Source organism: Pseudoalteromonas sp. S1608, from assembly GCF_005887265.1.
In the GTDB taxonomy this organism is placed as follows: Bacteria; Pseudomonadota; Gammaproteobacteria; order Enterobacterales; family Alteromonadaceae; genus Pseudoalteromonas; species Pseudoalteromonas undina.
Genome location: NZ_PNDK01000011.1, coordinates 33,434 through 55,952, shown reverse-complemented (window position 1 = coordinate 55,952; position 22,519 = coordinate 33,434). Strand labels below are relative to the sequence as shown.

At 38.3% G+C, this 22,519-nt stretch carries 22 protein-coding genes and 1 tRNA gene; 4 read left to right on the top strand and 19 right to left on the bottom strand.

All coding sequences use genetic code 11. The features are described 5' to 3' along the window. Positions 1 to 61: 61 nt before the first annotated feature. From CWB75_RS04950 to CWB75_RS04940, 3 genes are read left to right on the top strand one after another with little or no spacing between them, the layout of a single operon-like run. Positions 62 to 307 carry a helix-turn-helix transcriptional regulator gene (locus tag CWB75_RS04950; protein WP_138570042.1) on the top strand — a complete coding sequence of 82 codons (246 nt, stop codon included), beginning with the start codon at positions 62 to 64 and terminating at the stop codon, positions 305 to 307. Then, positions 300 to 593, top strand: a complete 294-nt coding sequence (locus CWB75_RS04945) for a hypothetical protein (RefSeq protein ID WP_138570041.1) — start codon at positions 300 to 302, stop codon at positions 591 to 593. The genes CWB75_RS04950 and CWB75_RS04945 overlap by 8 nt, the downstream gene beginning before the upstream one ends. Positions 594 to 596: 3 nt before the next feature. Continuing rightward, on the top strand, positions 597 to 2,363 hold the full coding sequence (locus tag CWB75_RS04940; RefSeq protein ID WP_138570040.1) for a replication endonuclease: 1,767 nt from the start codon (positions 597 to 599) through the stop codon (positions 2,361 to 2,363). Between the two features lie 248 nt (positions 2,364 to 2,611). On the opposite strand, the gene CWB75_RS04935 is transcribed toward CWB75_RS04940, so the two are convergent. The 19 genes from CWB75_RS04935 to rppH all read right to left on the bottom strand — a co-directional run bounded on the left by CWB75_RS04935 (position 2,612) and on the right by rppH (position 21,278). Continuing rightward, on the bottom strand, positions 2,612 to 3,451 hold the full coding sequence (locus tag CWB75_RS04935) for an HAD family hydrolase (protein ID WP_138570039.1): 840 nt from the start codon (positions 3,449 to 3,451) through the stop codon (positions 2,612 to 2,614). Between the two features lie 2 nt (positions 3,452 to 3,453). Further along, positions 3,454 to 5,094, bottom strand: coding sequence for a metallophosphoesterase family protein (locus tag CWB75_RS04930; RefSeq protein WP_138570038.1), 1,641 nt, complete (start codon positions 5,092 to 5,094; stop codon positions 3,454 to 3,456). Between the two features lie 195 nt (positions 5,095 to 5,289). Then, a tRNA-Arg gene (locus CWB75_RS04925) sits at positions 5,290 to 5,364 on the bottom strand. A 95-nt stretch (positions 5,365 to 5,459) separates the two neighbouring features. Next, the gene (locus CWB75_RS04920; RefSeq protein WP_138570037.1) at positions 5,460 to 6,137 is read right to left on the bottom strand and encodes a FlgO family outer membrane protein; all 678 of its coding nucleotides are present in this window, start codon (positions 6,135 to 6,137) and stop codon (positions 5,460 to 5,462) included. Positions 6,138 to 6,145: 8 nt separating this feature from the next. Beyond that, the gene (locus CWB75_RS04915) at positions 6,146 to 6,823 is read right to left on the bottom strand and encodes a FlgO family outer membrane protein (protein ID WP_008466541.1); all 678 of its coding nucleotides are present in this window, start codon (positions 6,821 to 6,823) and stop codon (positions 6,146 to 6,148) included. Positions 6,824 to 6,835: 12 nt separating this feature from the next. Further along, a complete protein-coding gene (locus tag CWB75_RS04910) occupies positions 6,836 to 7,429 on the bottom strand; it encodes a FlgO family outer membrane protein (RefSeq protein ID WP_138570036.1) in 594 nt (197 codons plus the stop codon). 67 nt (positions 7,430 to 7,496) lie between these two features. After that, positions 7,497 to 8,153, bottom strand: coding sequence for an SPOR domain-containing protein (locus tag CWB75_RS04905; RefSeq protein WP_138570035.1), 657 nt, complete (start codon positions 8,151 to 8,153; stop codon positions 7,497 to 7,499). Between the two features lie 18 nt (positions 8,154 to 8,171). Beyond that, positions 8,172 to 11,132 (bottom strand): carboxypeptidase-like regulatory domain-containing protein, encoded by a 2,961-nt coding sequence (locus CWB75_RS04900; RefSeq protein ID WP_249362301.1) that lies wholly within the window; start codon positions 11,130 to 11,132, stop codon positions 8,172 to 8,174. A gap of 33 nt (positions 11,133 to 11,165) precedes the next feature. Next, on the bottom strand, positions 11,166 to 11,990 hold the full coding sequence (locus CWB75_RS04895) for a fimbrial biogenesis chaperone (protein ID WP_138570033.1): 825 nt from the start codon (positions 11,988 to 11,990) through the stop codon (positions 11,166 to 11,168). A 21-nt stretch (positions 11,991 to 12,011) separates the two neighbouring features. Further along, the gene (locus CWB75_RS04890; protein ID WP_138570032.1) at positions 12,012 to 12,461 is read right to left on the bottom strand and encodes a DUF4402 domain-containing protein; all 450 of its coding nucleotides are present in this window, start codon (positions 12,459 to 12,461) and stop codon (positions 12,012 to 12,014) included. 39 nt (positions 12,462 to 12,500) lie between these two features. Beyond that, complete coding sequence (locus CWB75_RS04885) at positions 12,501 to 13,091, bottom strand: DUF4402 domain-containing protein (RefSeq protein ID WP_138570031.1); 591 nt, start codon at positions 13,089 to 13,091, stop codon at positions 12,501 to 12,503. A 137-nt stretch (positions 13,092 to 13,228) separates the two neighbouring features. Next, entirely contained in the window at positions 13,229 to 13,825 is a 597-nt protein-coding gene (locus CWB75_RS04880; RefSeq protein WP_138570030.1) for an SPOR domain-containing protein, read from the bottom strand. A gap of 65 nt (positions 13,826 to 13,890) precedes the next feature. Then, the gene (locus tag CWB75_RS04875; RefSeq protein ID WP_138570029.1) at positions 13,891 to 14,742 is read right to left on the bottom strand and encodes an SPOR domain-containing protein; all 852 of its coding nucleotides are present in this window, start codon (positions 14,740 to 14,742) and stop codon (positions 13,891 to 13,893) included. Positions 14,743 to 15,019: 277 nt separating this feature from the next. Then, entirely contained in the window at positions 15,020 to 15,898 is an 879-nt protein-coding gene (gene galU, locus CWB75_RS04870) for a UTP--glucose-1-phosphate uridylyltransferase GalU (RefSeq protein ID WP_010387817.1), read from the bottom strand. A gap of 17 nt (positions 15,899 to 15,915) precedes the next feature. Continuing rightward, positions 15,916 to 16,767, bottom strand: coding sequence for a thymidylate synthase (locus CWB75_RS04865; RefSeq protein WP_138570028.1), 852 nt, complete (start codon positions 16,765 to 16,767; stop codon positions 15,916 to 15,918). A 13-nt stretch (positions 16,768 to 16,780) separates the two neighbouring features. Further along, positions 16,781 to 17,584: a prolipoprotein diacylglyceryl transferase gene (lgt, locus tag CWB75_RS04860; RefSeq protein WP_055013228.1), complete on the bottom strand. Its 804-nt coding sequence runs from the start codon at positions 17,582 to 17,584 to the stop codon at positions 16,781 to 16,783. A gap of 12 nt (positions 17,585 to 17,596) precedes the next feature. Then, positions 17,597 to 18,406, bottom strand: a complete 810-nt coding sequence (locus tag CWB75_RS04855; RefSeq protein WP_010387814.1) for a sulfite exporter TauE/SafE family protein — start codon at positions 18,404 to 18,406, stop codon at positions 17,597 to 17,599. Positions 18,407 to 18,471: 65 nt separating this feature from the next. Then, positions 18,472 to 20,736 carry a phosphoenolpyruvate--protein phosphotransferase gene (gene ptsP / locus CWB75_RS04850; protein ID WP_138570027.1) on the bottom strand — a complete coding sequence of 755 codons (2,265 nt, stop codon included), beginning with the start codon at positions 20,734 to 20,736 and terminating at the stop codon, positions 18,472 to 18,474. A 23-nt stretch (positions 20,737 to 20,759) separates the two neighbouring features. Then, entirely contained in the window at positions 20,760 to 21,278 is a 519-nt protein-coding gene (gene rppH, locus CWB75_RS04845) for an RNA pyrophosphohydrolase (protein WP_008111786.1), read from the bottom strand. Between the two features lie 528 nt (positions 21,279 to 21,806). Between rppH and mutH the strand changes: the two genes are divergently transcribed. Further along, a complete protein-coding gene (mutH, locus tag CWB75_RS04840; RefSeq protein ID WP_055013225.1) occupies positions 21,807 to 22,478 on the top strand; it encodes a DNA mismatch repair endonuclease MutH in 672 nt (223 codons plus the stop codon). Positions 22,479 to 22,519: the final 41 nt, after the last annotated feature.

Sequence of the window (22,519 nt, the reverse complement as noted above, 5' to 3'; positions counted from 1 at the left end):
CATTTAAAAAAATCTGCATTGTAAAACACCTCCTGAAACGTTAATAACTCAGGAGGCACTTATGCCAACCAGCACAAACAAACGCGCATTATCAGAAATAGAAACAGCCGAATATATCGGTATGAGCCGCTCTTTCTTACGTCAATCACGTATGGAAGGAAACCGCACTAATAGAACCCCTGCCCCGCCATTTATTAAAATTGGTCGCACTGTTCGTTATTTAAAAGATGATTTAGATAACTGGTTAAATAACTTTTGTCGCTTAGAACATTTAGGCCAAAACCCTAATAGGGGTGATCATGCCTAAGTTAACTAAAGAGCAAACGCGCCTGTTAATTTGGTTATCGCTTGAAAGTACGTATTTCGAAATTTGCCGTGAGATTGGTTATTCATATCGACAAATGAACGGACTGCATACCTACGTTAGTAAGCATGGACAACCGTTTAAATTTGATACGCGTACACTTGGTAAACTAGTTAACGAAGAACTTGTAACAAGTGAAATAATTTATAACTTTGGCGTTAAATATGAACATTACTTTTTGACCAAAAAAGGTCGTGGTTTTGTGTTTGCTTACGCTAACCCTAAGTAACCAATGAGTACTTTTAGAGAAACATTAATTGCAAAAGCGATTAATGAACAAGACGATATTTTAACGCCGTATTTAGCACTCGTTGATAAGTACGATGCGGCGTTTTTAACTAAAAAATTAGCGCCATTCTCTAATAAGATTAAAAGCACAATTTTAACTGATGCCTTTAACAAGCCTAATAACTTTGAGCGCAATCGCCATGTTTTAGATACAACAAATAAGCTTTATAAACTCTTGCCTAAAAAAATCGCCCACCTATTTTTTTGCTTTGATGATGATTTTAATAACATAGCGAAAGAGTGTGCAAACTATTGCCGCCAAATTGCCATTAACCCCGAAAAAGTTAACTTCCTATACTACCAAGCTAAAAACAAACAGCGAAATGATAGCGAACTAGAGCGAACCGTTTCGCATGAGTTTCGTAGTAATGAAATGATTGATAGCGAAACCAAAAGCGAAAAATCCGCTGTGTTTAGCTCTACTAATACCGAAATTGATAGCGAATTCGCTGATGCCAAGCAAAAAGCCCTTTTTGATTTTTTATCAAACTACGCAATTAAATTTGGTGTTTCGCCTATAGAGCCTAAAAACAACATTAAAATATCAGGCTGCATAAAACGTTACATCGATAATCGTTGGTGGCTGCGAAAGTTTCGTAAACTTATAACGCAAGCAAACGAAAAAGCTGCACTGCATTTAAATTTCGTGAACAGAAAAAGAGAAATTTATGCGAGCAATATAACAACTCAAAACCGCATTACTCAGCGCCAACGAAATGACGAGCTGCTTAGTTCAACTTACATACTTAACGAGCAAGGCCAACGCTACTCGTTAAAAGAAATATCCGACCTGAACGTATCAAACCCAAAGATACGAAAAGATGAATTACTTTGTCGTGCAAGAGGCTTTGAAGACTTAGCGAAAGATCTAGGCCATGAAGCACTTTTTATTACGGTTACCTGCCCTTCTAAATACCATCGTGCTTTTTCTAAATCCGGCGCTGCAAACCCTAAGTGGGAAGGTTTTATGCCTGATGAAGCCAATAGCTATTTAAACCACCAATGGCAAAAAGCCCGCGCAGAGTTTAAACGTCAAAATATTGCACCTTATGGTTTTCGTGTAGCAGAGCCACAACATGACGGCACACCACATTGGCATATGCTGTTTTTTATTGAGAGCGAAAAGCTAGACTCATTAAAAGCAATTATTCGCCATTATGCGTTAGAAGTTGATGGTGACGAAAAAGGCGCTGCCGAAAACCGTTGTGACTTTAAACAAATTGACCCAAATAAAGGCTCTGCCACTGGTTACATTTTAAAATACATAGCGAAAAATATAGATGGTGAAGGTGTAGGTGAAGATAAATTCGGTAACGATTCGCTACTGGTAGCCCAACGTATAGATGCTTGGGCATCATGTTGGTGTATTCGTCAATTTCAGCAAATTGGCGGTGCGAGTGTATCTGTATGGCGCGAACTTAGACGGTTACGTTCGATGTTCAAAGGCGAAAGTAATTCGCTATTAGAACAAGCGCGTTCTGCTGCTGATAATAGCGACTGGCAAGCTTACACTCTAGCTATGGGCGGGTTAAATACTAAAAGTAAGGATAGACCTATAAAGCTTCATTACGATGTTAACGTGAATGCAGAGACAGGCGAATGCTCGCAAAGTTATTACGATGGTGAGTTAATCCAAAAAGTAAAAGGTATTTGGTTTGCGGGTAAAACCTTTGTTACTCGCTTCTACCAGTGGCGTTTAGAAAAAGCATAACAATATTATTTTAAATAGCTAAAGCCCTATTATGAGCTTTAGCTATCAAGTTATACTCAAAGCATTGTTTTGATGCTTTTCAGAAGACCTAAAGCTATAAAACAAGCTTTAGGTAATTCAAACCCTCTGCCTAACTTCAAAAATAACCTTTAGCTACCCACTTGCCAGAATGGCAAGAAAGCTCTTACTTGGAGTTCTGTAAATAACTGTACCCGTACCCCAAGGAATAGATTTAAAAATCGATATTATTAAAATAATTTTTTAAGTTCGCTAAAGTTTTGAATCCGCAAAGATGGTTGGCTTTGAGCGAAAGCTTTCTTTAGAGACTCTTCTCTTACAACATCAGCTTTTGTCCAATGCGTAATACTCACAAGAGTAGACCAATATAAAGGGTTATGTTGTTTTCCATATTCAGCCCAAACAGATGTAATACCAGCATCATTAGCCATTGAAATATCTTTAACTATGGAGTCTCCTACGTAAACAGCTTCTTCAATTTGAACATTTTCACGATTACAAATATCTAAAAGCAGCTTAGGGTTTGGTTTAAGCTCATCCTTAGAAAGTAACTTCAAAAAACCATCATGTTCAGCTAACCAATTCAAAGACCTTTCATCTAAAAAGTCATGGTATTTGTCTTTCGGTGCATACAGATTTTTAAAATATTTTTTTATTCCAAGTTTTTCTAAACGATAAAGTGAATTTCTTACAGGAGCTTCTGTATGAGCAACAATGACAACACCTTTCTCCTTTAAATACTTCAAAGTATCTAGTACACCCTCATAGCAATTTAAGGATTTTTTCCTCATTGAATTAAAAGAGTGTAAAGCTTCATCTAGATGCTGTTTTAATAAAACATGATCTTTGGTTTTAAAATGCTTATGTAAACACTCTAGTTCCAATACTGAAAAAGGATGCTCTGTATTACCATGATATTGATGTACTTTTTTAAAATCTTCCGTTAGCTCCTTTTTTGAGATACCCGTAATTTCGTGAGTTTTCTCAAGCATTACCAAAAAGGACTGAGAAAAGTATTCAACCCAATCATAAAGCGTATTATCTAAGTCTGTTATAAGTAACTTTTTCATTTTTAATCCAAAATCAAGGGATCGCCATCTACCTCAATTGTATTATTTAATATATTGAAAAACTTTATTGAAATATACTCTTCAGAAAAGTCTAGTTCCGCAAGTTGGTTCAAATGAGAGTGGACTAAGTGGGATTGGTGCACTCCTGTGCTACCTAAACCTACAAGCCATATTCCTTTAGAGCCTTTGACAAGCTTATCTTCAAGCTTTATAGCTGACCTTTGATGAGTATGGCCATGTAAAATAACATCAACTTGGTGTTCATAACACCATTTTAATGTTGCTTGGGAATCATAAACAACACTCCCCATCTGTGACCCCAAATAAGGAACATTACTATACTCCACAGGAAGCAAATTATGATGAAGCACAACTACCCTAAGCGCACCATACGCCTTATGCTGCTTCCAGCCCATTTTTTTTGCAGCATCTGCCCTTTGGTTTTCACCAATGAAACCACTACCTTGGAATAAACTTTTATATTGTTCTAATGTGTTAGAGTTTAAAAAACATATATCTAAAGCCCTCTGCCCATTAACTAAAAGCTTTTTTCCCATTGACAGAAAGTCATTAGGTTTAACAGAAGTTATCTGTTCAAAATGTGATTTATAGTTTTCATTATTTGTTGAAGAAGTTTCAATGGCTATTAAGCTCGACTTTTCTTCATTAGATAAACTAATAGTTGCAGTTGGATCTCTTTGTATTATATGAAATTTTTCTAGTGCGCCAATTTGAACATCAGATAATTGCCCATCAAAAGAAATATCATGATTACCAGGACAAAAACCAATCTTATCAAAACTTAACTCTGTGTTTGAACATAAGTAACTATAAAAATCTTTTGTTTTATTAAATTCATCATTCGTAGCGCTCCATGTCATATCCCCTGAAATAATCAATGAATGCAAGTCATCTTTAAATTTATCTTCGATTAAAGATTTCAACGGTTGAGCTTCAAGTGCATCCTCAAATGCATGTCTATTGGGGCTATCTGAAAAATGCAGATCAGATACCCAATGAACCTTAGAAGAATAAAGCTTTGAATAATTTTTAGGGAAAATTGAAGGATCTACGTTACTGCTATTATATAAAACTACCTCATGGGTTTCATGATTTTCTGCGTCAAATGGCTTCAAAAACCAAATTGTTCTATCTTGATGCCTTAATTCTTCAAGACTTCTGACTTGTTTATCAAAAAAATCCTGAAATGGTTCACTTTCTTTAAACAAACCAAAATTATCACTTTCATAACTAAAAGAATGAAGTTCGGAACTAATATTATCTTCTGAAACTTCAATGATTTGAGTAAATTTAAACCACGCTTTAAAGGTTCTTTCTCTGTAGTAAGCAGGAGTTGCATCTTCAGTAGGACAACCCATACCATTCTTACTATTATTAAAGGAAATATCTGAAATAGTTGCCTTAAAGAGTTTACTTTGCCCGCTATCAAATAAGAAAACTTCTTCGGAATTATCACCCAGCGTATCTTGCAATTGAGTAAATTTTGATGGACATTTTTCACCAGCCTTAGCCCACCACCCCCAGTATACAAAACCTTTTTCATTTATAATTTCTCGGTGGAGCTCTATAGTACCATTAGGTGGTGTAACAAGGTCGCGAAACCTTAATGCAAGAGAGGCCATTATTAACTTCCTTATAAAATAAATTACCAATTTATTTGATTGAGCAACAATACTAACCTGACATGTAGCTTTAGTGAACTATCAAAATAAATTTACCCTGTGCTGAGCATTTAAACTTTACAATCGCAAAGCTACATATTTGCTACACAGAAACAAAGAGGGGGACAGATAAAAAACATAACTCATTGATTTTATTGGTAGCCCCTGCAGGAATCGAACCTGCAACTGCCCCTTAGGAGGGGGCCGTTATATCCATTTAACTAAGAGGCCACATCGAGCTTACAGCTTACAGCTTACAGCTTACAGCTTACAGCTTACAAAAATTATAACGGCATCTGGTTTTTTATATCAAGTATCAAATTAAGTTAATTGCTTGATAAATATATATCTTCTTTATTTAGTACGTAAAGCGGTATAAATGTTCGGCTGCTGGCGGCAAGGCGCTTATTCTCAATATTTATTACGCGAGCGTTAATAACAACCCCATCTGCACGGTAAATTAATGTACCCGATAAAACATGGCTGGCTATATTCGTACCTGCAAGCTTGCGAGTGTTGCGGGTGAATGCAAAGTCGCCTTGATCATTAACGGTAATTAAATTGGCTGTTTTAAAATCAACCGCGCTATAACCAAATTTTTGCAGCTGATGTATAAAGGTTTCTGATAACTGATTACCTAACTGGCTTGCTGTAGTTAAACTTGCGTCTAAATCAACGAACGACGTGACTGCAATCGCAGCATCTTGCGGGGCTACTTGCATGGTGTCGGTTAAATCAAGTGCCATTTGCTCTACGTAGTTAACTAAGCTTTTATGATGCTTGTTTGGGTTAAACTGCGTTGTATCGGCGTATTGTTCTTGCTCGTCATTTTGCTGCATTTGCGCCATGATCTGGTTAAAATCAAGATTGCTTACCACTGTTTGCTCTGGCTCAGATTTGGCGGGTTCAGCCATGTTAGATTCACCAAGTAAATTACAGCCTGAAAGTAATAGTGATAATGCACTTATGCTAATTAAAGCTGAGAGCTTAGCTAAGTTAGCCATGATAAACCTCACTTACTCGCTTGTTTAAGCATAATACCATCAGCACTGTTACTGCTATTTAGCGCATCAATAACTGATTGTGGAATAAAGCCCTGTGCAGAGCCTACAACCGCTTTACTCGCTAAGCCAACAATACGTGCGTTTACTAATATGCCGCCTTGGTGGTTTACTAGCGTGCCTGCTAATACGTAACTAAAGTTTTGTTCTTGGTTAAGCTCTAAGTAGTCGCGACTAAAAACAAAATCGCCGCCAGGCGTTACGCGCATATAATCGGTGGTTTTAAAATCAATGACCGGCACACCAAAATTATGCAGTTCGTGCATAAAGCTCTCTGCGATTTGGTTACCCACTAAGTCAGCATTGTTGTAGTCACGGTCTAAAAAAACAAAGCTTGATACCGCCAATGGTGTTTTAGTATTTACGTACTGTAAGTTCTCAGCCATGTCTTGCATGATGCCACGCACATAATGATTAATATTTTTACGGGTTGGCGTATTTACTTGTTTGTTTTTATTCATCACTGCGGCTTTATTTTGATAAAGCGAATCAGTATTTGTTGGTGCAGCTACAGGGCGTTGCTCAAAAAACATAGGCGCATCGTCGGTAATTTGCGTGTCACTATGGTTTGTCATTTGTGAACAACCAAAGCCCAGTGGCAAACATAAAGTTAATAGTAGGCGTTTCATGTGTGCTCCTAATTAATATTCACTGCGGTAAATATAGTCACCGCGCTGCTGTATTTTTTCATTGCTCCACATCACATTGATGGGAATTTCAGTGCTTGCGGCAGATACAATCTGATTAGTTTGCATATTTACCATGCGAGCATTAACAATATAAGCATGTTCTTGACGGGTTAAAGTACCGGTGATCACAAAGTCAATAATCTGACGCTGCTTTAAGTTACTGGTGCTGCGACTTAACACTGAATCAGCACTCGCTGATAAGTTAAGCTGGTTTTCAAGCCGATATTCAACCGTGTTGTACCCTAACTGAGTAAATTGGGTTATTAAGCTTTCTTGAACTTGCTGACTAAGCCCTGATCCCTGCCCTTGAGCAATTTGTGAATCCAAAGCATTGGCTAAATAAAAGCTGCTGACCGCGATTGAAGCGGTGCTTTTAAAAGGCTCTTTGATATGGCTAAGCTGGGCACTCAAGCTATTTACGTACTGGTTGAGCGTATAAGGTGCCATGACCGCTTTAGGCGCATTAGTGCTTATACTTGGCTTTGGCTGGGGTGTTAAGCTACAGCCCGCTAAATTTAATAATAGTAAGGGTAACAAAAGGCGCATAGTTGCCATCCTCTAAAAACATAATAGTTACAAAGCAATTATTATGCCTAATACCCTAGATGCATATTTATTTTAATGGCTGTTGGGTGTAATGGCTCACAATGCAGTTGATTTCGCGCTGTTTAAGTTTATCGCAATCGGCAACGGCATTCGCTTGATTTTGATAAGCCCCAAGCTTTAAACGGTAGTAAGTCATGCCACTCACGTTAATAGTTTCTACATTCGCCACGAATTCGCCCTGAAATAACGAAGATGCGCTGGCTTTTATTTGATTTAAACTTTGGCTAAGTCGCTCTTTGTCGGTAACGGCTGCAACTTGTAAGGCAAATAAGGCTTTAACGGCTTGTTTTTCATCAGCTGTATTCGCTGCTACTTTAGCTTTTTGTGCAACTTTTGGTGCTACCGTTTCAGCCGAAGCTTTAGCTGTTGGTACTTCAGGCGTATTTGTTGATGCAGAACCTTGTTTTGCTACCGCATTTAATTGGCTTATTAATAGCTTTAGATCTTGTTCAATCACTAATAAACGCTCAACACCCGCTTTGGCTGCTTGCCACTGCTGAGACGATGCTTTTAGCTGCGCCAACTCTTCCTCAGAAAGATTGGCACTCGCTTGCATTGGCTTAGGTGATTCTGCAGTTTTGGGGGTGCTGCATCCTGATATAAAAAGAGCACCAATACAGGCAATTAGTATTGAGTAGCGTTTATATAAATTAGCATATTGCATGGTTAAACCTTATTGTTATTAGTGGCTAATAAGTTGCGCTTGGACTTGGCAGTTCAAGCCTTTTATTTTTAATTCTGCACATACTTGTTCAAGTTCCCCTTGCGCAGACTCGGCATAAGCGACGGCTAAAATATACCGTTTTTGTTTTTCGTCTTTAATATAAAAAGCATCACGCTTTGATTGCTCATTTAAATGACGTTTAATTAATTGATAATACGCTTTCATAATCGGTAATGATGAAAACCCACCCGCATTAGCAATATACGCTGGAGTTTGTGTTTTTTCTTTAAGCTCAAAGTCAACGCCCATTACTACTTCACCTTGCGCTGATAAATTTACCACTACCTGTTGCGTATCTTTTAAGGATTTACGTTGCTTAAATTCATCATCTATAACCGCTTTATATTCGCCAGGGCGTAAATCGGTAAACAAATAATAACCATCATAAGCAGCCTGCGTTTGCGCCACTTGCTTGCCTTGTTTGTCGAGTAATTTTACGGTAGCAAAAGGCTGCACTTCACTGCTGCCTTGCTCATCTTGTTTGTAAACAGTTCCCTCTAATTCACTACTGTTATTAAGCGGGATTTCCATATATTCAACAAAACCAGCACGCGGTGTAATAGAAAAGCCATCGTGGGCGGCAACTAAAAAAGGCTCACTAATACTACCAGACTCAATCACTATGTCGGTGGTTCTATTTGCTGGCATTCCTTTAAGAATCGCTAAACCATTTTCGTTAGTTACCGCTCGGCGATAGTTTTGAACTCCTTTTACCTTAACGCCTTCAATTCCTTTTTCTCCGTCATCTTGAATATTGTTATTATTTGAATCAAGAAAGACTCTAACCATTAAAGTGCCAGAGTTTGCGAGGCTTCTTTTACTTAAAAAGTACTCGTCAGTGTTCGTATCAAAACCAATACTAAAACGACTAAATAAACCTAGTCGCCAGTTATCATCATCATCGTAACTCATTGTGCTATTTAAGCTAAAACTATCGCTTTGCCAATTTAGACCCAACTCCATAGAAACTAAATCATTTATACGGGAGTTTCTCAGTGTGAATTCAGATTGCAAATTCTGAGATAAACTACGGCTTAATTCAGCTTGGTAACCCAGTATAGTTGAACCAGAGTCTGCGCTATAGTCAACACTAAAACGAGTGTATGTTTTACCAAATCGATGTTGAAGACGCATGCTGCCAAGTGTTGTTGCATCATCTAAAGAATCAAATTTTCGCCAAATTAAGTTGTTACTAACAACGGTACCGCCTAAATTATACGATAAGGTATTATCAACACTTAAATATGAGTCGCTAAACTCTCTGTTGTTATATGCGAGCGTATTTTGATAGCTCAAGCTTCCAAACGATTTATCAAACAACTTTCCTGCCGCATATAGTTGATAACTTTCAACTTTCGCTGTCTGCGAATCACCAACTATCTTTTCATTGTTTTGAGACAGGCTTAAACGTACCGATTGACCAATTAACTCACCTCTAGCAGCTACCTCTAGCTTGTCTTCATCGTTATTATTTTTTTCATAATCTAGATTAAGTAATACTTTATCAAATATACTTAGGTTCGAACCAAAAGCATAATTGTTAACATTATCACCCGAATTACTATTTAATATTGATGTACCAGCATAAACCGATAAATAATCAGTTAACCCCGTTTCATAACGGCCTGCTAGCTGCCAACCTTTGCCCTCTGTCGAATAAAGTGATTGATTAAATAACTGCTCACCTTGCTCAGTAATTGACAACTCATAGAACGACTCATCTGCTGACAAACTATTACCATCTATAAAATATTGCTCTGTTTTTCGCTCTACTTGCCCTTGTGGGCCATAAAAGATCAGCTCAAAATTATTAGCACCAAACAATAAATCAATATCTTCAAATAAATAACGCCCATCAGCTAAACTAAACTGCTGCGCTAGCAGTACATCATTACGGTATAACTCAACATCCCACCCTGGTTGAATAGCACCCGTTAAATTAATTTGATTACTATTAACCTGTTTAAAAAGTGGTTTGTTATCAACTTTTACTCCTCTGGCGTAACTACTATTAAATTGTTTACCGACTTGAGTTGCTAATACATCTCCAAATTGAACAGTTGTCGCATTTAAAGGACCTAATAACCGTGCATCTTTACTTTGACGGCTAAATGATAATCTTGAATCTGATAATAAATCTTGTTTTCGCCCTGCAAAAAAATACTGAGCATTAAAATAGGCTAAGTCATTTGATCCTAATACAGAGTACCCTATCGCTGAATCCGTATTACTCTTGGTTGCACTAAGCTGCACATCAGCAAGAGGAGATGAAATTGCACTGTATGGACTGGCCTTCCAAGGTAATATTGCTTGACGTGACTCTCTATTAGTTACAGTTTCTCGCTGCTCTCTTTCGCGTTTTAATTCTATAGGCAATTTGGTAGGGGAGCTTACATTTAGCTCAAGTGCTGAATATTCAATATCAATATCTAACGAAAACCACTGCGCTAACAAGTTACTATCAACAAACATATCGCCGTTCTCAGCATAAGCTTGTTGGCTGTTAAATGAATATCTAGCGCCGTTAATTTGTACTGTATTTGTATTTAGGTCTAGATAAAACTGATTATCTTCACGAATAAACCAGCCTTGAGCAATAAGGTCATCGCTATTTATATCGATAGCAAAATCCAGGCTTTCTGAAAAACTTAATAAATCTATTAATACACCTGTTTTACTTTTCACCCCGAGCATTTCACCCAAGTAATTTTTTTTCACGAACGATGAAAAAAATAATAACTCCCCTTCGGGGATGCCCTCACCTTGCTGCACATTTAGCTCAGGCTCTGTTCTTTCATTTACAGCTTGATCAGTGTTGTATTGCTGCCATTTTTTATCTATTTTTTTTATGCTAGCAAGAATGGCCTGAGTGTCAGGCTCTGCTGCTAATAATGGACCAATTGATAAAAAAATGATCAACAACCACTTTAAGCGCTTAAAGTAATACATCGCCTATTTCAAATTACCGATAATTGCATTATTAATTGGCGCTACCTTTTCACTAAAAATAGTATCGTGATATTCTTTAAGCCCTGTATAAATGACGCGAATTTCGCCATTTTTCGGGATATTTTGATCTGCAAAAATTGGTATCGTCGCCGTTGTTGTTTTTAGCTCAGGATAAATACTAAAATCGTTTAACATTGCGATCTTTTTCTCTGTATCCGTTCCTTTTTGCTTAAAGAAAACTTCTAACTTGCCAAAAGAACTAAAGCCACCCTCTCGCTTAATTTCAATCTCAAGCGCCTTTTTTTCTGGGCTGTGTATAAGCTGTAAATTATTGATATTTACATTGGGTTTTTCAGCACCGTTTCGCAAAATAACAGGGATAGTGTAACTTAATAGTAATTTCAAATTAATACCAAGTCTTTGTTGCTGGATTTGAGTTTCATTAGGGAGTGCTTTAAATGCTAAGTGAGAGCGGTATTCCTGTTCTATTAAACCTTTTGGCTTTCGAATAGCAAGCTTAACTATCTGCCTTTCTCCTGGTGCTAATCTAACTTGCGATGGGCTGATCCTAACCATATTTTTAAGTGAAGATGAACTTTCTTGATCAGCCGCTAAATTAGCATACCCTCCGCCAGCTAGTGCAACTTTGTCTTGCCACTCCAACCTATAAGTTTTTGCTTCATTAGAGTTATTAACAACAATGACTTTAGCAACACGCTGACGCTCATCAAAATTAACTCTTGTTGGGGAAATAAGTAAGTTTGCATAAGAATGGAAGCTAGTTAAGATAAAGCTTACTAAGATAAAAAAAGTTTTTATTATTGTCATTTAATCAACATCTCTAGTTGTCTAATAATTTAGCGTCACTTCAATTGTAGTATCAAAGATACCATCTTTATAAGTATTTCCGTCACCCGAGGTACTTAATTGCCCCCCTACTCTCAATAAAGCAGTTCCTGTGGTATCGGTTGTAATGGTCGTATTATAAATGAGTTGATTTAAAATCAGTGGCGCGCCACCAAAAATGTTATTTAGGGGCTGATCACTTACAAAGTCACTCACGTTTACCTGGATACGTGCAGGGTATCCTTCAAGCAACAATTCGGCTGCATGGCCTTTTTCAAGTAAATATATCTTATTGGTTAAGGTATTTGTGTTACTGGGCAACAAGGTCATAGAGCTAACACTTTGATTATCACTGATAACAATTTTACCAAAATTCAATTGCTCAAGCGGTGTAACTTGTGCGTATAAATTCGTAGTTAAGAAAGCTGCTAGTATGAATAAAAGTAATTTCATAAAGTAGCCTGCTTTATACAATAAAGCAGGCTTTGCCCATTAGTAATTTAATTCTAATGTAAACGTGCCACTGTATGATCCATCGATATAATCACTAGTTGCAGCAACCCCTGTTGTGGTTAATGTTGCACCAAAATTAAAAGTTGCTTCACCATTTGAATCAACCTGAATGGTCGTTGTAGCAGCGCTATTAGGCGTCGCACCAGTTAACACATAATACGTTGGAGTACCCAAAGTAAATGCAGCAGTGCCCGCAGGTGCTGTATCAGGCGCAATCGCAGTTTCAGTCGGATTTGTAATGGTCAATGTACCAAAAGGAGACACACCTGAAATTGAGAATGAGGCTGGTGTACCTGCTACTAAAATTGCAATTTCAGCTGCGGTTGCATCTGTAGAAGCCGTTGTAGGAGCAGTAGCAGGGTTTGCGGCTAATACTAATGTTGCAGTCTCCGTCCCCGATAAATCACCTGAAGCCCTGATTGTACCAAAATCTAGTGGTGCATCATTCGTAAAGGTGAATGCGTTTTGAACTGTTACACCCGCTTGAAAAGAAGCAGTTTCTGCAGCCGCACCGAAAGAAAGAACAGTCATTGATGCAGCTAACGCTGCTTTAGTAAATATTTTGTTCATAGTTTTCCCTTAGACATAAAGTATAAACCTGTTAGTCAGGTTATGTTAAGTATCGGCCAAAATCACTAAAAAGTTAGAAAATATTTACTTTATTTTGATTTATAATAACAGGATGAAAAAATAAGCGTAAAAAAACCTTAAACATCCTCTGAAAATGTCGCTAAGGTACACTTATTACCTATTTTGTAAAAAAACAAACACAACTGCGCCGCTTGCTGTTGATTTTTCAGCGGGCCTGCTACAACACTATAAAACGTTGTTGATTCCTTTTGTTGCTCATTAATGCGGTATTGTAAAATACTGTTTAACTGAGGGTATTGCTCTTTTAGTCGCTGTACTTGCCTTTTGGCTCCGTTAGAAACTAAATAACGTCCAATTTGTACACCGTAAATTGCTTTGTTTATACTGATAGTGTTATCGGCTAAGGCAGTTTCTGAGGAGAGTTGTAAAGATTGCTTAGAGCCATATTCAACACGTTTTACCTTCTCTTTCAACGGCTCAGGTACGGTATCAATATCTGTTTGTGCAGAAAGAGTTTGAATCAGTAATGATAAGTCCTCTTCCATGGTGCTTAAACGCGCTATCTGCTCTTTGTTGTTATCCCATTGCTCTAAGTAAGGTTTTATATCTTTTTCACGCACAAGCTTGTCGCTTTGTGAGTCGGCGGGCATTAGCTGGTTGCTACAACCAGCTAATGCAAATGGTATTAGTAATATTATTAAACGAAGTTTCACTTTAAAGCACCTATTACAAAAAACGAGCTCTAGCTATTATGCAATAAAAGCGCCAAATAAATAATTTATAATCTAATTGGTTTGTCAGTGTAGTTACTCACAAAGCAATCAACTTTATAGAATTTAAATACCTCACAATCATCCTCAGCACTTTTAAAGTTAAAATACTCACCTAATTTTAATCGATAATAGGTTTTGTTATTAACTTTTGCTTTTTCAATGTTTGTCGTGATTTTATCCTTAAACAAAGGCGCTGCTTTTTTGTTAATGTGCTTCCACTCTTTAGCAACACTCTCTTCTGAATCAAGCGAAGCTACCTGCAAAGCAAATACCTTTCTATTAGTATCAACCATTGCCACTTTTGTTGCCTTCGATATTTTAGAAGCGACCTTTTTATTCATCCTTGGATTAATAGCTTTTACTGACGAACGAACAGAGCGGTTACTGTAACTTTTTGGAGGGGCTGTAATCATTTTTTTAGGCACACTTGCATGGCGACTGTTGTATCGCTGATTTTGTAGAGCGTCCCTATTAGTTGGTTTTGCGTAGCGATTACTATATCTTTGCTTTGGGCGATCAACTTTATCTGACGTGCTTGCGTAGTTATTACCATACCTGAGGTTTGGCGATGTATTAGCCTTAATTGATGAGCGTGCATAGCGATTGCTAACAGCCTGATTTGATTGCGCTATTGCTTTACTATTAATAATATCTAAATTATCAACTAAATATGTAAGCTCGCGTTCTAATTTTAATAGCCGCTCAATACCAGAGCGCGCCTGTTGCCATTGCAAAGCGGCATCTTTTAGCTGTGCAAGCTCAAGTGCCGTAATGGTTACATATTCAGGAGAATCTTTAACTTGTTCATTTAACGTAGTTTTATCTGGCGATATAGTACAGCCACTCCCAATTAACATGAGTAACGCTATAACTAAATATCGGTGATACTTTATGCTGCATTCACACATTGATTGTTTCTCTTTCAACAGTTTAGATCGCTAAATTGAGCCAATTTACAATTGGCCTAATAAAGAACGTTAACTACAAAACAACTTTAATTAACATAAAGCTTACATTACAAACCCAGATCTGTCTGTATAACTGCAAAAATAGTTATAATTAAAGTCCTGAAAAAGCGACTTTACAATCAAAAAAAAAGCGCCATATAGGCGCTTTAAATAAATAAAGAACTGATTAGATTAACGTTTTAATAAAGGTCTTAAGCTCATCAGCAAATTCATCGCGGCGTAAGGCAAATTCAATCGTCGCCTTCAAATAACCAATTTTACTACCACAATCATGGCTTCGGCCTTTGATAGCATAAGCGTCTACTTTTTCGTTTTGCATAAGCATCGCAATTGCATCTGTTAGCTGAATCTCATCACCAGCACCTTGTGGTGTTTTAGCTAATAATGGCCAAATATTTTTACTCAACACGTAACGACCAACCACAGCAAGGTTTGAAGGTGCCTCGTCAACGGGTGGCTTTTCTACCATACTCTTAATGGGTGAGCTTTCACCTTGGTTTAACTCAACATCACCTAAATCAACAACACCAAATTTATCTACGTCATCTTTAGGAACTGGTTCAACCATAATTTGACTATGTTTACTTTGCTCAAAACGAGTGATCATTTCTGCTAAATTATCTTTTGTTAAATCACTTTCCACTTCATCGATAATAACGTCAGGTAAAATAACCACAAAAGGTTCATCCCCTATAATAGGGGCAGCACAGTTAATAGCATGACCTAACCCTTTTGCCTCACCTTGACGCACATGAATAATCGTCACGTCGTTAGGGCAAATAGACTGTATTTCGGCAAGTAATTGCCGCTTTACACGTTTCTCTAACGTAGCCTCTAATTCAAAGCTAGTATCGAAATGGTTTTCAATTGAGTTTTTACTCGAATGGGTTACTAACACTATCTCTTTAATGCCAGCGGCAACGGCTTCGCTCACAACGTATTGAATTAGTGGACGGTCTACAACTGGCAGCATTTCTTTTGGAATTGCTTTAGTGGCCGGTAACATACGTGTTCCAAGGCCCGCTACAGGGATCACTGCTTTCATTATGCTCTCCTTATTTTTTAAACTGAAAATGGGTACTGAATCGCTTCATGGCATTGATAGCCAACCACCTCAAAGTCATCACGTGTTACCCATGTTTCTATATCTTCGAGTGATTTAATCTCTGGGTTGATTTTTAATTGGGGAGAAGCAAATGGCTCACGCTTTAACTGCACATCTCGCATTAAATCGAGCTGGTTTTCATAAATATGAGCATTGGTAATTTTATGATATGCCTTACCCGCTTTATGGCCGGTAATTTGGGCAACTAATGCAAGTAATACAAAACATTGAATTTGATTAAAATTAAGTCCTAGTGGAACATCACAACTGCGTTGATATGAGGTTAAATACAGGGTATCGCCCAATAATGAAAAGGTATGTGTGTGCATACATGGGCGCAAGCAACCAAGTTCAAATTCACCAGGGTTATAAAATGTAATAATTTCGCCGCGATCATCTATGCCATTTTTTAAATTATTAATGACCTTTGCCAGTTGATCCAATGTTGAACCATCAGGGCGTTGCCAGCCACGTCCTTGAACGCCATAAACGCGCCCCATATCATCCTCACCTTTACGGTTAGGATTATTGAGCCAGGCACGATTTTCATTGGCGTTAGCATCCCAGGTTTTACAGCCTATACTACGAAACTGCTCAGCACTGTCATAGCCTCTTAAATAACCTAACAATTCAGCAATAGCCGCTTTGTAATAGCTCTTTCGAGTGGTGATCATAGGGAACTGATTATTCGCCACATCGTATTCTAAATCAGCGTTTATAACCGTTAAACAACGTGTACCGGTGCGTTTATTTTCAACCCACTGTCCTTGGTCAACAATGCGCTGACATAATTCTAAATATTGTTTCATCTAACTTCTTCTTTTAAACTTTTGCCGCTGTTTGCGATTGTGGTTGTTTATAGGCCCAAATAAGTAAGCCTAACCCGCCAATGATCATAGGTAACGATAGAATTTGCCCCATTGAAATGAAGTCGGCAAATAACCCCAATTGCGCATCGGGTTGGCGAAAATACTCAATACCAAACCTAAATACGCCGTAACCCAGTAAAAACAAACCTGACACACTTCCCGCAGGACGAGGACGTTTAATAAACCACAATAATATGACAAACAATACCAGCCCTTCAAAAAAAGCTTCGTAAAGTTGTGATGGGTGGCGTGCAAGCGGGCCTCCAGTTGGAAATACCATTGCCCATGGGACATCGGTAGTGCGGCCCCATAATTCGCCGTTAATAAAGTTACCTATACGCCCGGCAAGTAAACCAACTGGCACTAAAGGCGCTACAAAGTCACCGACTTGCAATAAGGACTTTTTACGCTTGTAAGCAAAAATAGCAATCGCAGTGATCACCCCAAGTGTGCCGCCATGAAACGACATACCACCCTGATCGATTCTAAATAAATATAAGGGGTTTTCGATAAAATAACTAAATTGATAAAACAGAACATATCCAACACGACCACCTAATATAACGCCCAGCATGCCGTAAAAGAGTAAATCACTGACTTCGTCTTTAGTCCAACCCGACCCTGGTTTTTTAGCTTGACGATTAGCAAACCACATCGCAAACGCAAAACCAATTAAGTACATTAACCCATACCAACGAACGCTAAGTGGTCCAACAGAAAATATTATTGGATCAATTTGAGGAAACTCCAGTGCCATAAAAATAAACCTTTAGCTAAAAACCATTTTAATAGCGATGAAAACCAGTAACATCGCGAAAACTTTCTTAATTGTATTCACAGGTAAGTAATGTGTTGCCTTAGCCCCAATAGGCGCTATAAACCATGAGGTAACAACAATCCCAAATAAAGCAGGTAAATATACAAACCCCATAAAACCATGCGCTAAGTCCGTTACATGCCACCCAGCGCTGATGTAACCGATAGACCCAAAAAAGGCAATTACAATACCACATGCAGCAGCGCAACCAATTGCCTTTTTAATATCAACCGAAAAATAATGCAACATAGGCACAAGTAATGCACCGCCACCAATGCCAATTAATCCAGACAAAGCCCCCATTACCGAACTAACACTAGCTAGCACGGGGCCTGCGGGCAAAGGGTGTTCTGCGCTCACTTTATTACGAGCAGAAAGTACCATTCTCATTGCAATAAAAACTACACTGACGGCAAACACCGTTCTTAACATTTTCTCAGGGATAAAGCTGGCAGCAAAGCCACTTACCAATGCACCAATGGCCACGCCCGACATAACCCAAGGAGCAATTTTCCAAGGCACATTATCATTTTTATGATGAGCCAACGCTGAAGAGGTAGAAGTAAATAAAATAGAGGCTAAAGATGTTGCAATGGCGATAACTAACACATGATCAGCAGCGGCAACGTCAAAACTAAGTAGCAAACTACTTAGCACTGGCACAATGATTAAACCACCGCCTATGCCTAGTAACCCTGCTAAAAAACCAACAATGCAGCCTAACAGCGCACAACTTGCAACTAGAAGTCCTAGTTCATACATAGTTATCTCTAATACATTTAATTATAAGTATATTTTAATTGATTATATAAACAATTACAGTTCTATCATTTAGGTGTATAAAATAAATTACCTAGCTGATGATCTATCATAAAACTACGAGTTAACCGCAGTACTTGTTTAGCGTTGGGCTGTGCCAAACATTCGCTCAGTAATTGTTCCATGTCGCTTACATTTAAGCGCCTTAGCACCCACTTCACTTTGTTTAGTGACGATAAGTTCATGCTTAAACGTCTATAACCCATAGCAATCAGTAATATTGCGCCCTCGGGGTCGCCACCAAGCTCCCCACATAAACTAAAGGGCAATTCATAGTGCTCACACTCGCTGGCAATATTATTTAATACACGCAACACGGCTGGATGGTAGGGGTTAAATAAATCGGCTACGCGTGCATTTGCTCTGTCTACGGCTAATAAATACTGAGTTAAGTCGTTACTACCCACTGAACAAAAATCGACTTTTCTAGACCACTCTGGCAGCATAAATACACTTGAAGGTACCTCAAGCATAATACCAATATCGGGCCTTTCTATTAGTTGCTCAGGAAATGCTTCACTTAACTCATAATAAGCTTGGTTAAACAATGCCAGTGACTCTTCAACCTCATCGGTGCCACTGATCATCGGCAGCATTATTTTTAAATTACCTAAGCCAATATTCGCTTTTAGCATCGCTTTGAGTTGATCTAAAAAAAGCTCAGGATGATCTAAGCTAATTCTAATACCTCGCCATCCTAAAAACGGGTTTTCTTCGGTAATGTTAAAATAATCTAAAACTTTGTCGCCACCTATATCTAACGTTCGCATAACAACGGGGTTAGGGTAATAGCTACTTAGTACTTCTCGGTACCACTTTTCTTGTTCTTGTTGCGATGGAAACTGCCCCTTTTGCATAAACCATGCTTCGGTTCTGTAAAGGCCAACACCATCACAAATATGGGCACTATTTTGCTGAGTATTAAGCTCTAGCCCTGCATTGAGTAATAAACTAATATGCTCACCGTCTAACGTGATTGCAGGCAGTGCTTGTTCTTCTAAAAACCGATTATTGAGTAAGTTATCTTGATGTTGTAATTCGGTATATTCATCAATGAGCATTTGCGAAGGCGAAATATATAAACGCCCAGCAAAAGCATCTAAAATCATTTCTTTACTATCAAACTGCAATAGCGGTAAATCTTCAATACCCCAAATCGCAGGCACGCCCATAGCACGGGTTAAAATAGAGGCATGGCTATTGGCTGAACCATTAATACTCACAACCCCCGCTAAACGCTCATTGGGCACCTCTGCTAACATAGCTGGCGTTAGTGTGTGCGCTATTAAAATGGTGTTTTCAGGGTAGTCTTTTATTGCGTGTTCGGTATTCACTAAGTGATGCAGCACTCGTAAGCCAATGTCTTTAACATCAACCGCACGCTCTTTAATGTAAGGGTCTTGCATTTCGTTGAACTGTGCAACTAAACGTTCAATCACAATTTTTAATGCACTTTTTGCACACCACCCTTCTTGTAATTGTGTCTCTACATTATGACCTAAACTTTTAGCATCTAGTAATTGCTGATATACATCAAATACAGCCAGCGCCTCTTGCGGTATGCTGTCACTTAACGTCATCGATAAGGTGCTAAATTCTTTGCGCGTAGCAGCAACTGCTTGGGTGAATAAACGGCGCTGTTCAATGACATCGTTATTTTTAGTAAGTTCTATAGACTTAAAATTAAGCTTAGGAATAACAACAAAAGCTTTACCGATACTTATACCAGGCGCGCTAGAAACCCCTTTTAATACCGATGTTTGATGGGAAGACTCATCTTGGCGTAATACTTCTTTTATTTCAGCGTGGGCTAATTGCGAAGCTAACTGCGCAGAAAGCGTAATTAAAAAAGACTCCTCATCTTGAGAAAATACCCGCGCCATTTTCTGTTGAACAACAATAACACCTAACACTTTTTTTTGATGAACAACAGGCACAGACAAAAAGGCGTTATAGCCTTCTTCGTTAACTTCTGGGGAGAGTTTAAAACGAGGATGCGACTTGGCAAAGGCAATGTTAATTGCTTCTTCACGCTGAGCAACAAGCCCAACTAAACCCTCGGTAAAGCCAATTCTAAATTTGCCCACCGCATTAGGGTTTAACCCTTCGGTAGCCATCAGTACAAAATTATCTTGGCTGTAATCTGCAAAATAAATGGAGCAGCACTGGGTATTCATGGCATCTTTTACCATTTTCACAAAGCACACTAACGCGTCGTCTAAATTCGCTTGTTGCGAAACAGACTCAGCTATCGCTCTGAGTGTTGCCAGCATACACTGCTCCTTTTTATGTAAAACTACCTTTTATTTCGCCAGTGATCTTTTTGTTGCTCTCGCTTATTAAAGGGCATAGCAAAGGGAGCAAACTCTTTCATAACACGTCGATAAACGTCCCGTTTAAACGACACAACCTGTCTAACCGGATACCAATAACTTACCCATCGCCAATCATCAAATTCCGGATGATGGGTTTTCAGTAAGTTAACATCTTCATCTTTACAGCGCAGTTTTAGTAAAAACCATTTTTGTTTTTGCCCAATACACACCGGACTTGAATCTCGGCGGATTAATCGTTTGGGTAATTTATAGCGTAACCAATGTTTTGAGCTTGCAACTATTTCTACATCTTCTGGTCGCAAACCTACTTCTTCGTGTAATTCACGGTACATAGTTTGTTCTGGTGTTTCACCATCATCAACACCACCTTGGGGAAATTGCCAAGAATGTTGACCATAGCGTCTGGCCCAAAACACTTGCCCCTGATTATTGCAAATTACAATTCCGACATTGGCACGAAAACCTTCGGCATCAATCACCTTAGTGCCTCATTTGTAAGTCGATTTTTTATGATTGTTCCACATTAGCTGCAATACGGCAAATACTATTACGTGCAAGCCTCGTTAACACCTTCACTTAAAGCAAATTAATGGCGAAATCCATTGCATGTGAATAACAAACTACACTGCCATACGTAAATACATAAAAACCACACTGTTTGTGCTGGTTACTCACAGCTTGTGCATAACTTTTGTAAAACACGCTCATTTACCAAACAAATCCACAATACAAGATCAAAAAAGTGATGTTCTCCACAGAATCTGTGGATAAACATGTTTATACATCTGTATTTATCCTTACAACAATTATAGACCTTAATTAAAACTGAACACCAAAAACAAAAAAAACAATGTAGTTCAGTTACTTAGTTAATTTTAGCGTTTTAAAGCAGTGCATAAAATTGCACCAACCACGGCACGTATAAAAATCAACCAACCGCTAAAGATATCCACTATCAAGCTAATTTGCTATCATGGCGTTGGTATTTATTCAACTAAATTAACAATATGCAACCTTTAAAACCTCATTCAATTAATCAACTAATGCAACGTGTCAATAATATTGCAGGGCTCACACTTGGACAACTAGCACAGCAGTACCACTTTAAAACGCCAGATGATTTATTGCGTGAAAAAGGCTGGACAGGTCAACTGATTGAGTATGTATTAGGCGCAACCGCTGGTTCAAAACCGCTCCCCGACTTTGAAGATTTAGGCATAGAGCTTAAAACATTGCCTATTTCATATAAAGGTAAACCGCTAGAAACCACCTTTGTGTCGGTCACCCCGCTAATGAATGTAACTGGCATGACGTGGCACACAAGTAGCGTACGTAAAAAGTTGAATCATGTTTTATGGTTACCTATTTTAAGTGAGCGCGATATCGCTCCTTTTGATAGAACCATAGGCAGTGGCTTTTTGTGGCAACCTTCCCCCGCGCAAGATGCACAATTGCAGCGAGACTGGGAAGAACAAATGGAGCTTATAGCTCTTGGTAGAGTTGATGAAATTTCAGGTCATTTAGGGGATGTAATGCAAATACGACCAAAAGCAGCCAATAGCCATATTGTTACCGATGCAATAGGTCCAAACGGACAAATTATAAAAACTCTGCCACGTGGCTTTTACTTAAAAACCAGTTTTACGGGTGATATTTTAAAAAAGCAATTTCAGCTTTAATTGATGAAAAGTAATTAGCGTTGAGCTCGGCTAGTTGCTTA

What these genes read in the sequence shown, in the direction of transcription:
- CWB75_RS04950 (WP_138570042.1), top strand. Translation starts at nt 62, where the DNA reads ATGCCAACCAGCACAAACAAACGCGCATTATCAGAAATAGAAACAGCC.
- CWB75_RS04945 (WP_138570041.1), top strand. Translation starts at nt 300, where the DNA reads ATGCCTAAGTTAACTAAAGAGCAAACGCGCCTGTTAATTTGGTTATCG.
- CWB75_RS04940 (WP_138570040.1), top strand. Translation starts at nt 597, where the DNA reads ATGAGTACTTTTAGAGAAACATTAATTGCAAAAGCGATTAATGAACAA.
- CWB75_RS04935 (WP_138570039.1), bottom strand. Translation starts at nt 3,451, where the DNA reads ATGAAAAAGTTACTTATAACAGACTTAGATAATACGCTTTATGATTGG.
- CWB75_RS04930 (WP_138570038.1), bottom strand. Translation starts at nt 5,094, where the DNA reads ATGGCCTCTCTTGCATTAAGGTTTCGCGACCTTGTTACACCACCTAAT.
- CWB75_RS04920 (WP_138570037.1), bottom strand. Translation starts at nt 6,137, where the DNA reads ATGGCTAACTTAGCTAAGCTCTCAGCTTTAATTAGCATAAGTGCATTA.
- CWB75_RS04915 (WP_008466541.1), bottom strand. Translation starts at nt 6,823, where the DNA reads ATGAAACGCCTACTATTAACTTTATGTTTGCCACTGGGCTTTGGTTGT.
- CWB75_RS04910 (WP_138570036.1), bottom strand. Translation starts at nt 7,429, where the DNA reads ATGCGCCTTTTGTTACCCTTACTATTATTAAATTTAGCGGGCTGTAGC.
- CWB75_RS04905 (WP_138570035.1), bottom strand. Translation starts at nt 8,153, where the DNA reads ATGCAATATGCTAATTTATATAAACGCTACTCAATACTAATTGCCTGT.
- CWB75_RS04895 (WP_138570033.1), bottom strand. Translation starts at nt 11,990, where the DNA reads ATGACAATAATAAAAACTTTTTTTATCTTAGTAAGCTTTATCTTAACT.
- CWB75_RS04890 (WP_138570032.1), bottom strand. Translation starts at nt 12,461, where the DNA reads ATGAAATTACTTTTATTCATACTAGCAGCTTTCTTAACTACGAATTTA.
- CWB75_RS04885 (WP_138570031.1), bottom strand. Translation starts at nt 13,091, where the DNA reads ATGAACAAAATATTTACTAAAGCAGCGTTAGCTGCATCAATGACTGTT.
- CWB75_RS04875 (WP_138570029.1), bottom strand. Translation starts at nt 14,742, where the DNA reads ATGTTAATTGGGAGTGGCTGTACTATATCGCCAGATAAAACTACGTTA.
- galU (WP_010387817.1), bottom strand. Translation starts at nt 15,898, where the DNA reads ATGAAAGCAGTGATCCCTGTAGCGGGCCTTGGAACACGTATGTTACCG.
- CWB75_RS04865 (WP_138570028.1), bottom strand. Translation starts at nt 16,767, where the DNA reads ATGAAACAATATTTAGAATTATGTCAGCGCATTGTTGACCAAGGACAG.
- lgt (WP_055013228.1), bottom strand. Translation starts at nt 17,584, where the DNA reads ATGGCACTGGAGTTTCCTCAAATTGATCCAATAATATTTTCTGTTGGA.
- CWB75_RS04855 (WP_010387814.1), bottom strand. Translation starts at nt 18,406, where the DNA reads ATGTATGAACTAGGACTTCTAGTTGCAAGTTGTGCGCTGTTAGGCTGC.
- ptsP (WP_138570027.1), bottom strand. Translation starts at nt 20,736, where the DNA reads ATGCTGGCAACACTCAGAGCGATAGCTGAGTCTGTTTCGCAACAAGCG.
- mutH (WP_055013225.1), top strand. Translation starts at nt 21,807, where the DNA reads ATGCAACCTTTAAAACCTCATTCAATTAATCAACTAATGCAACGTGTC.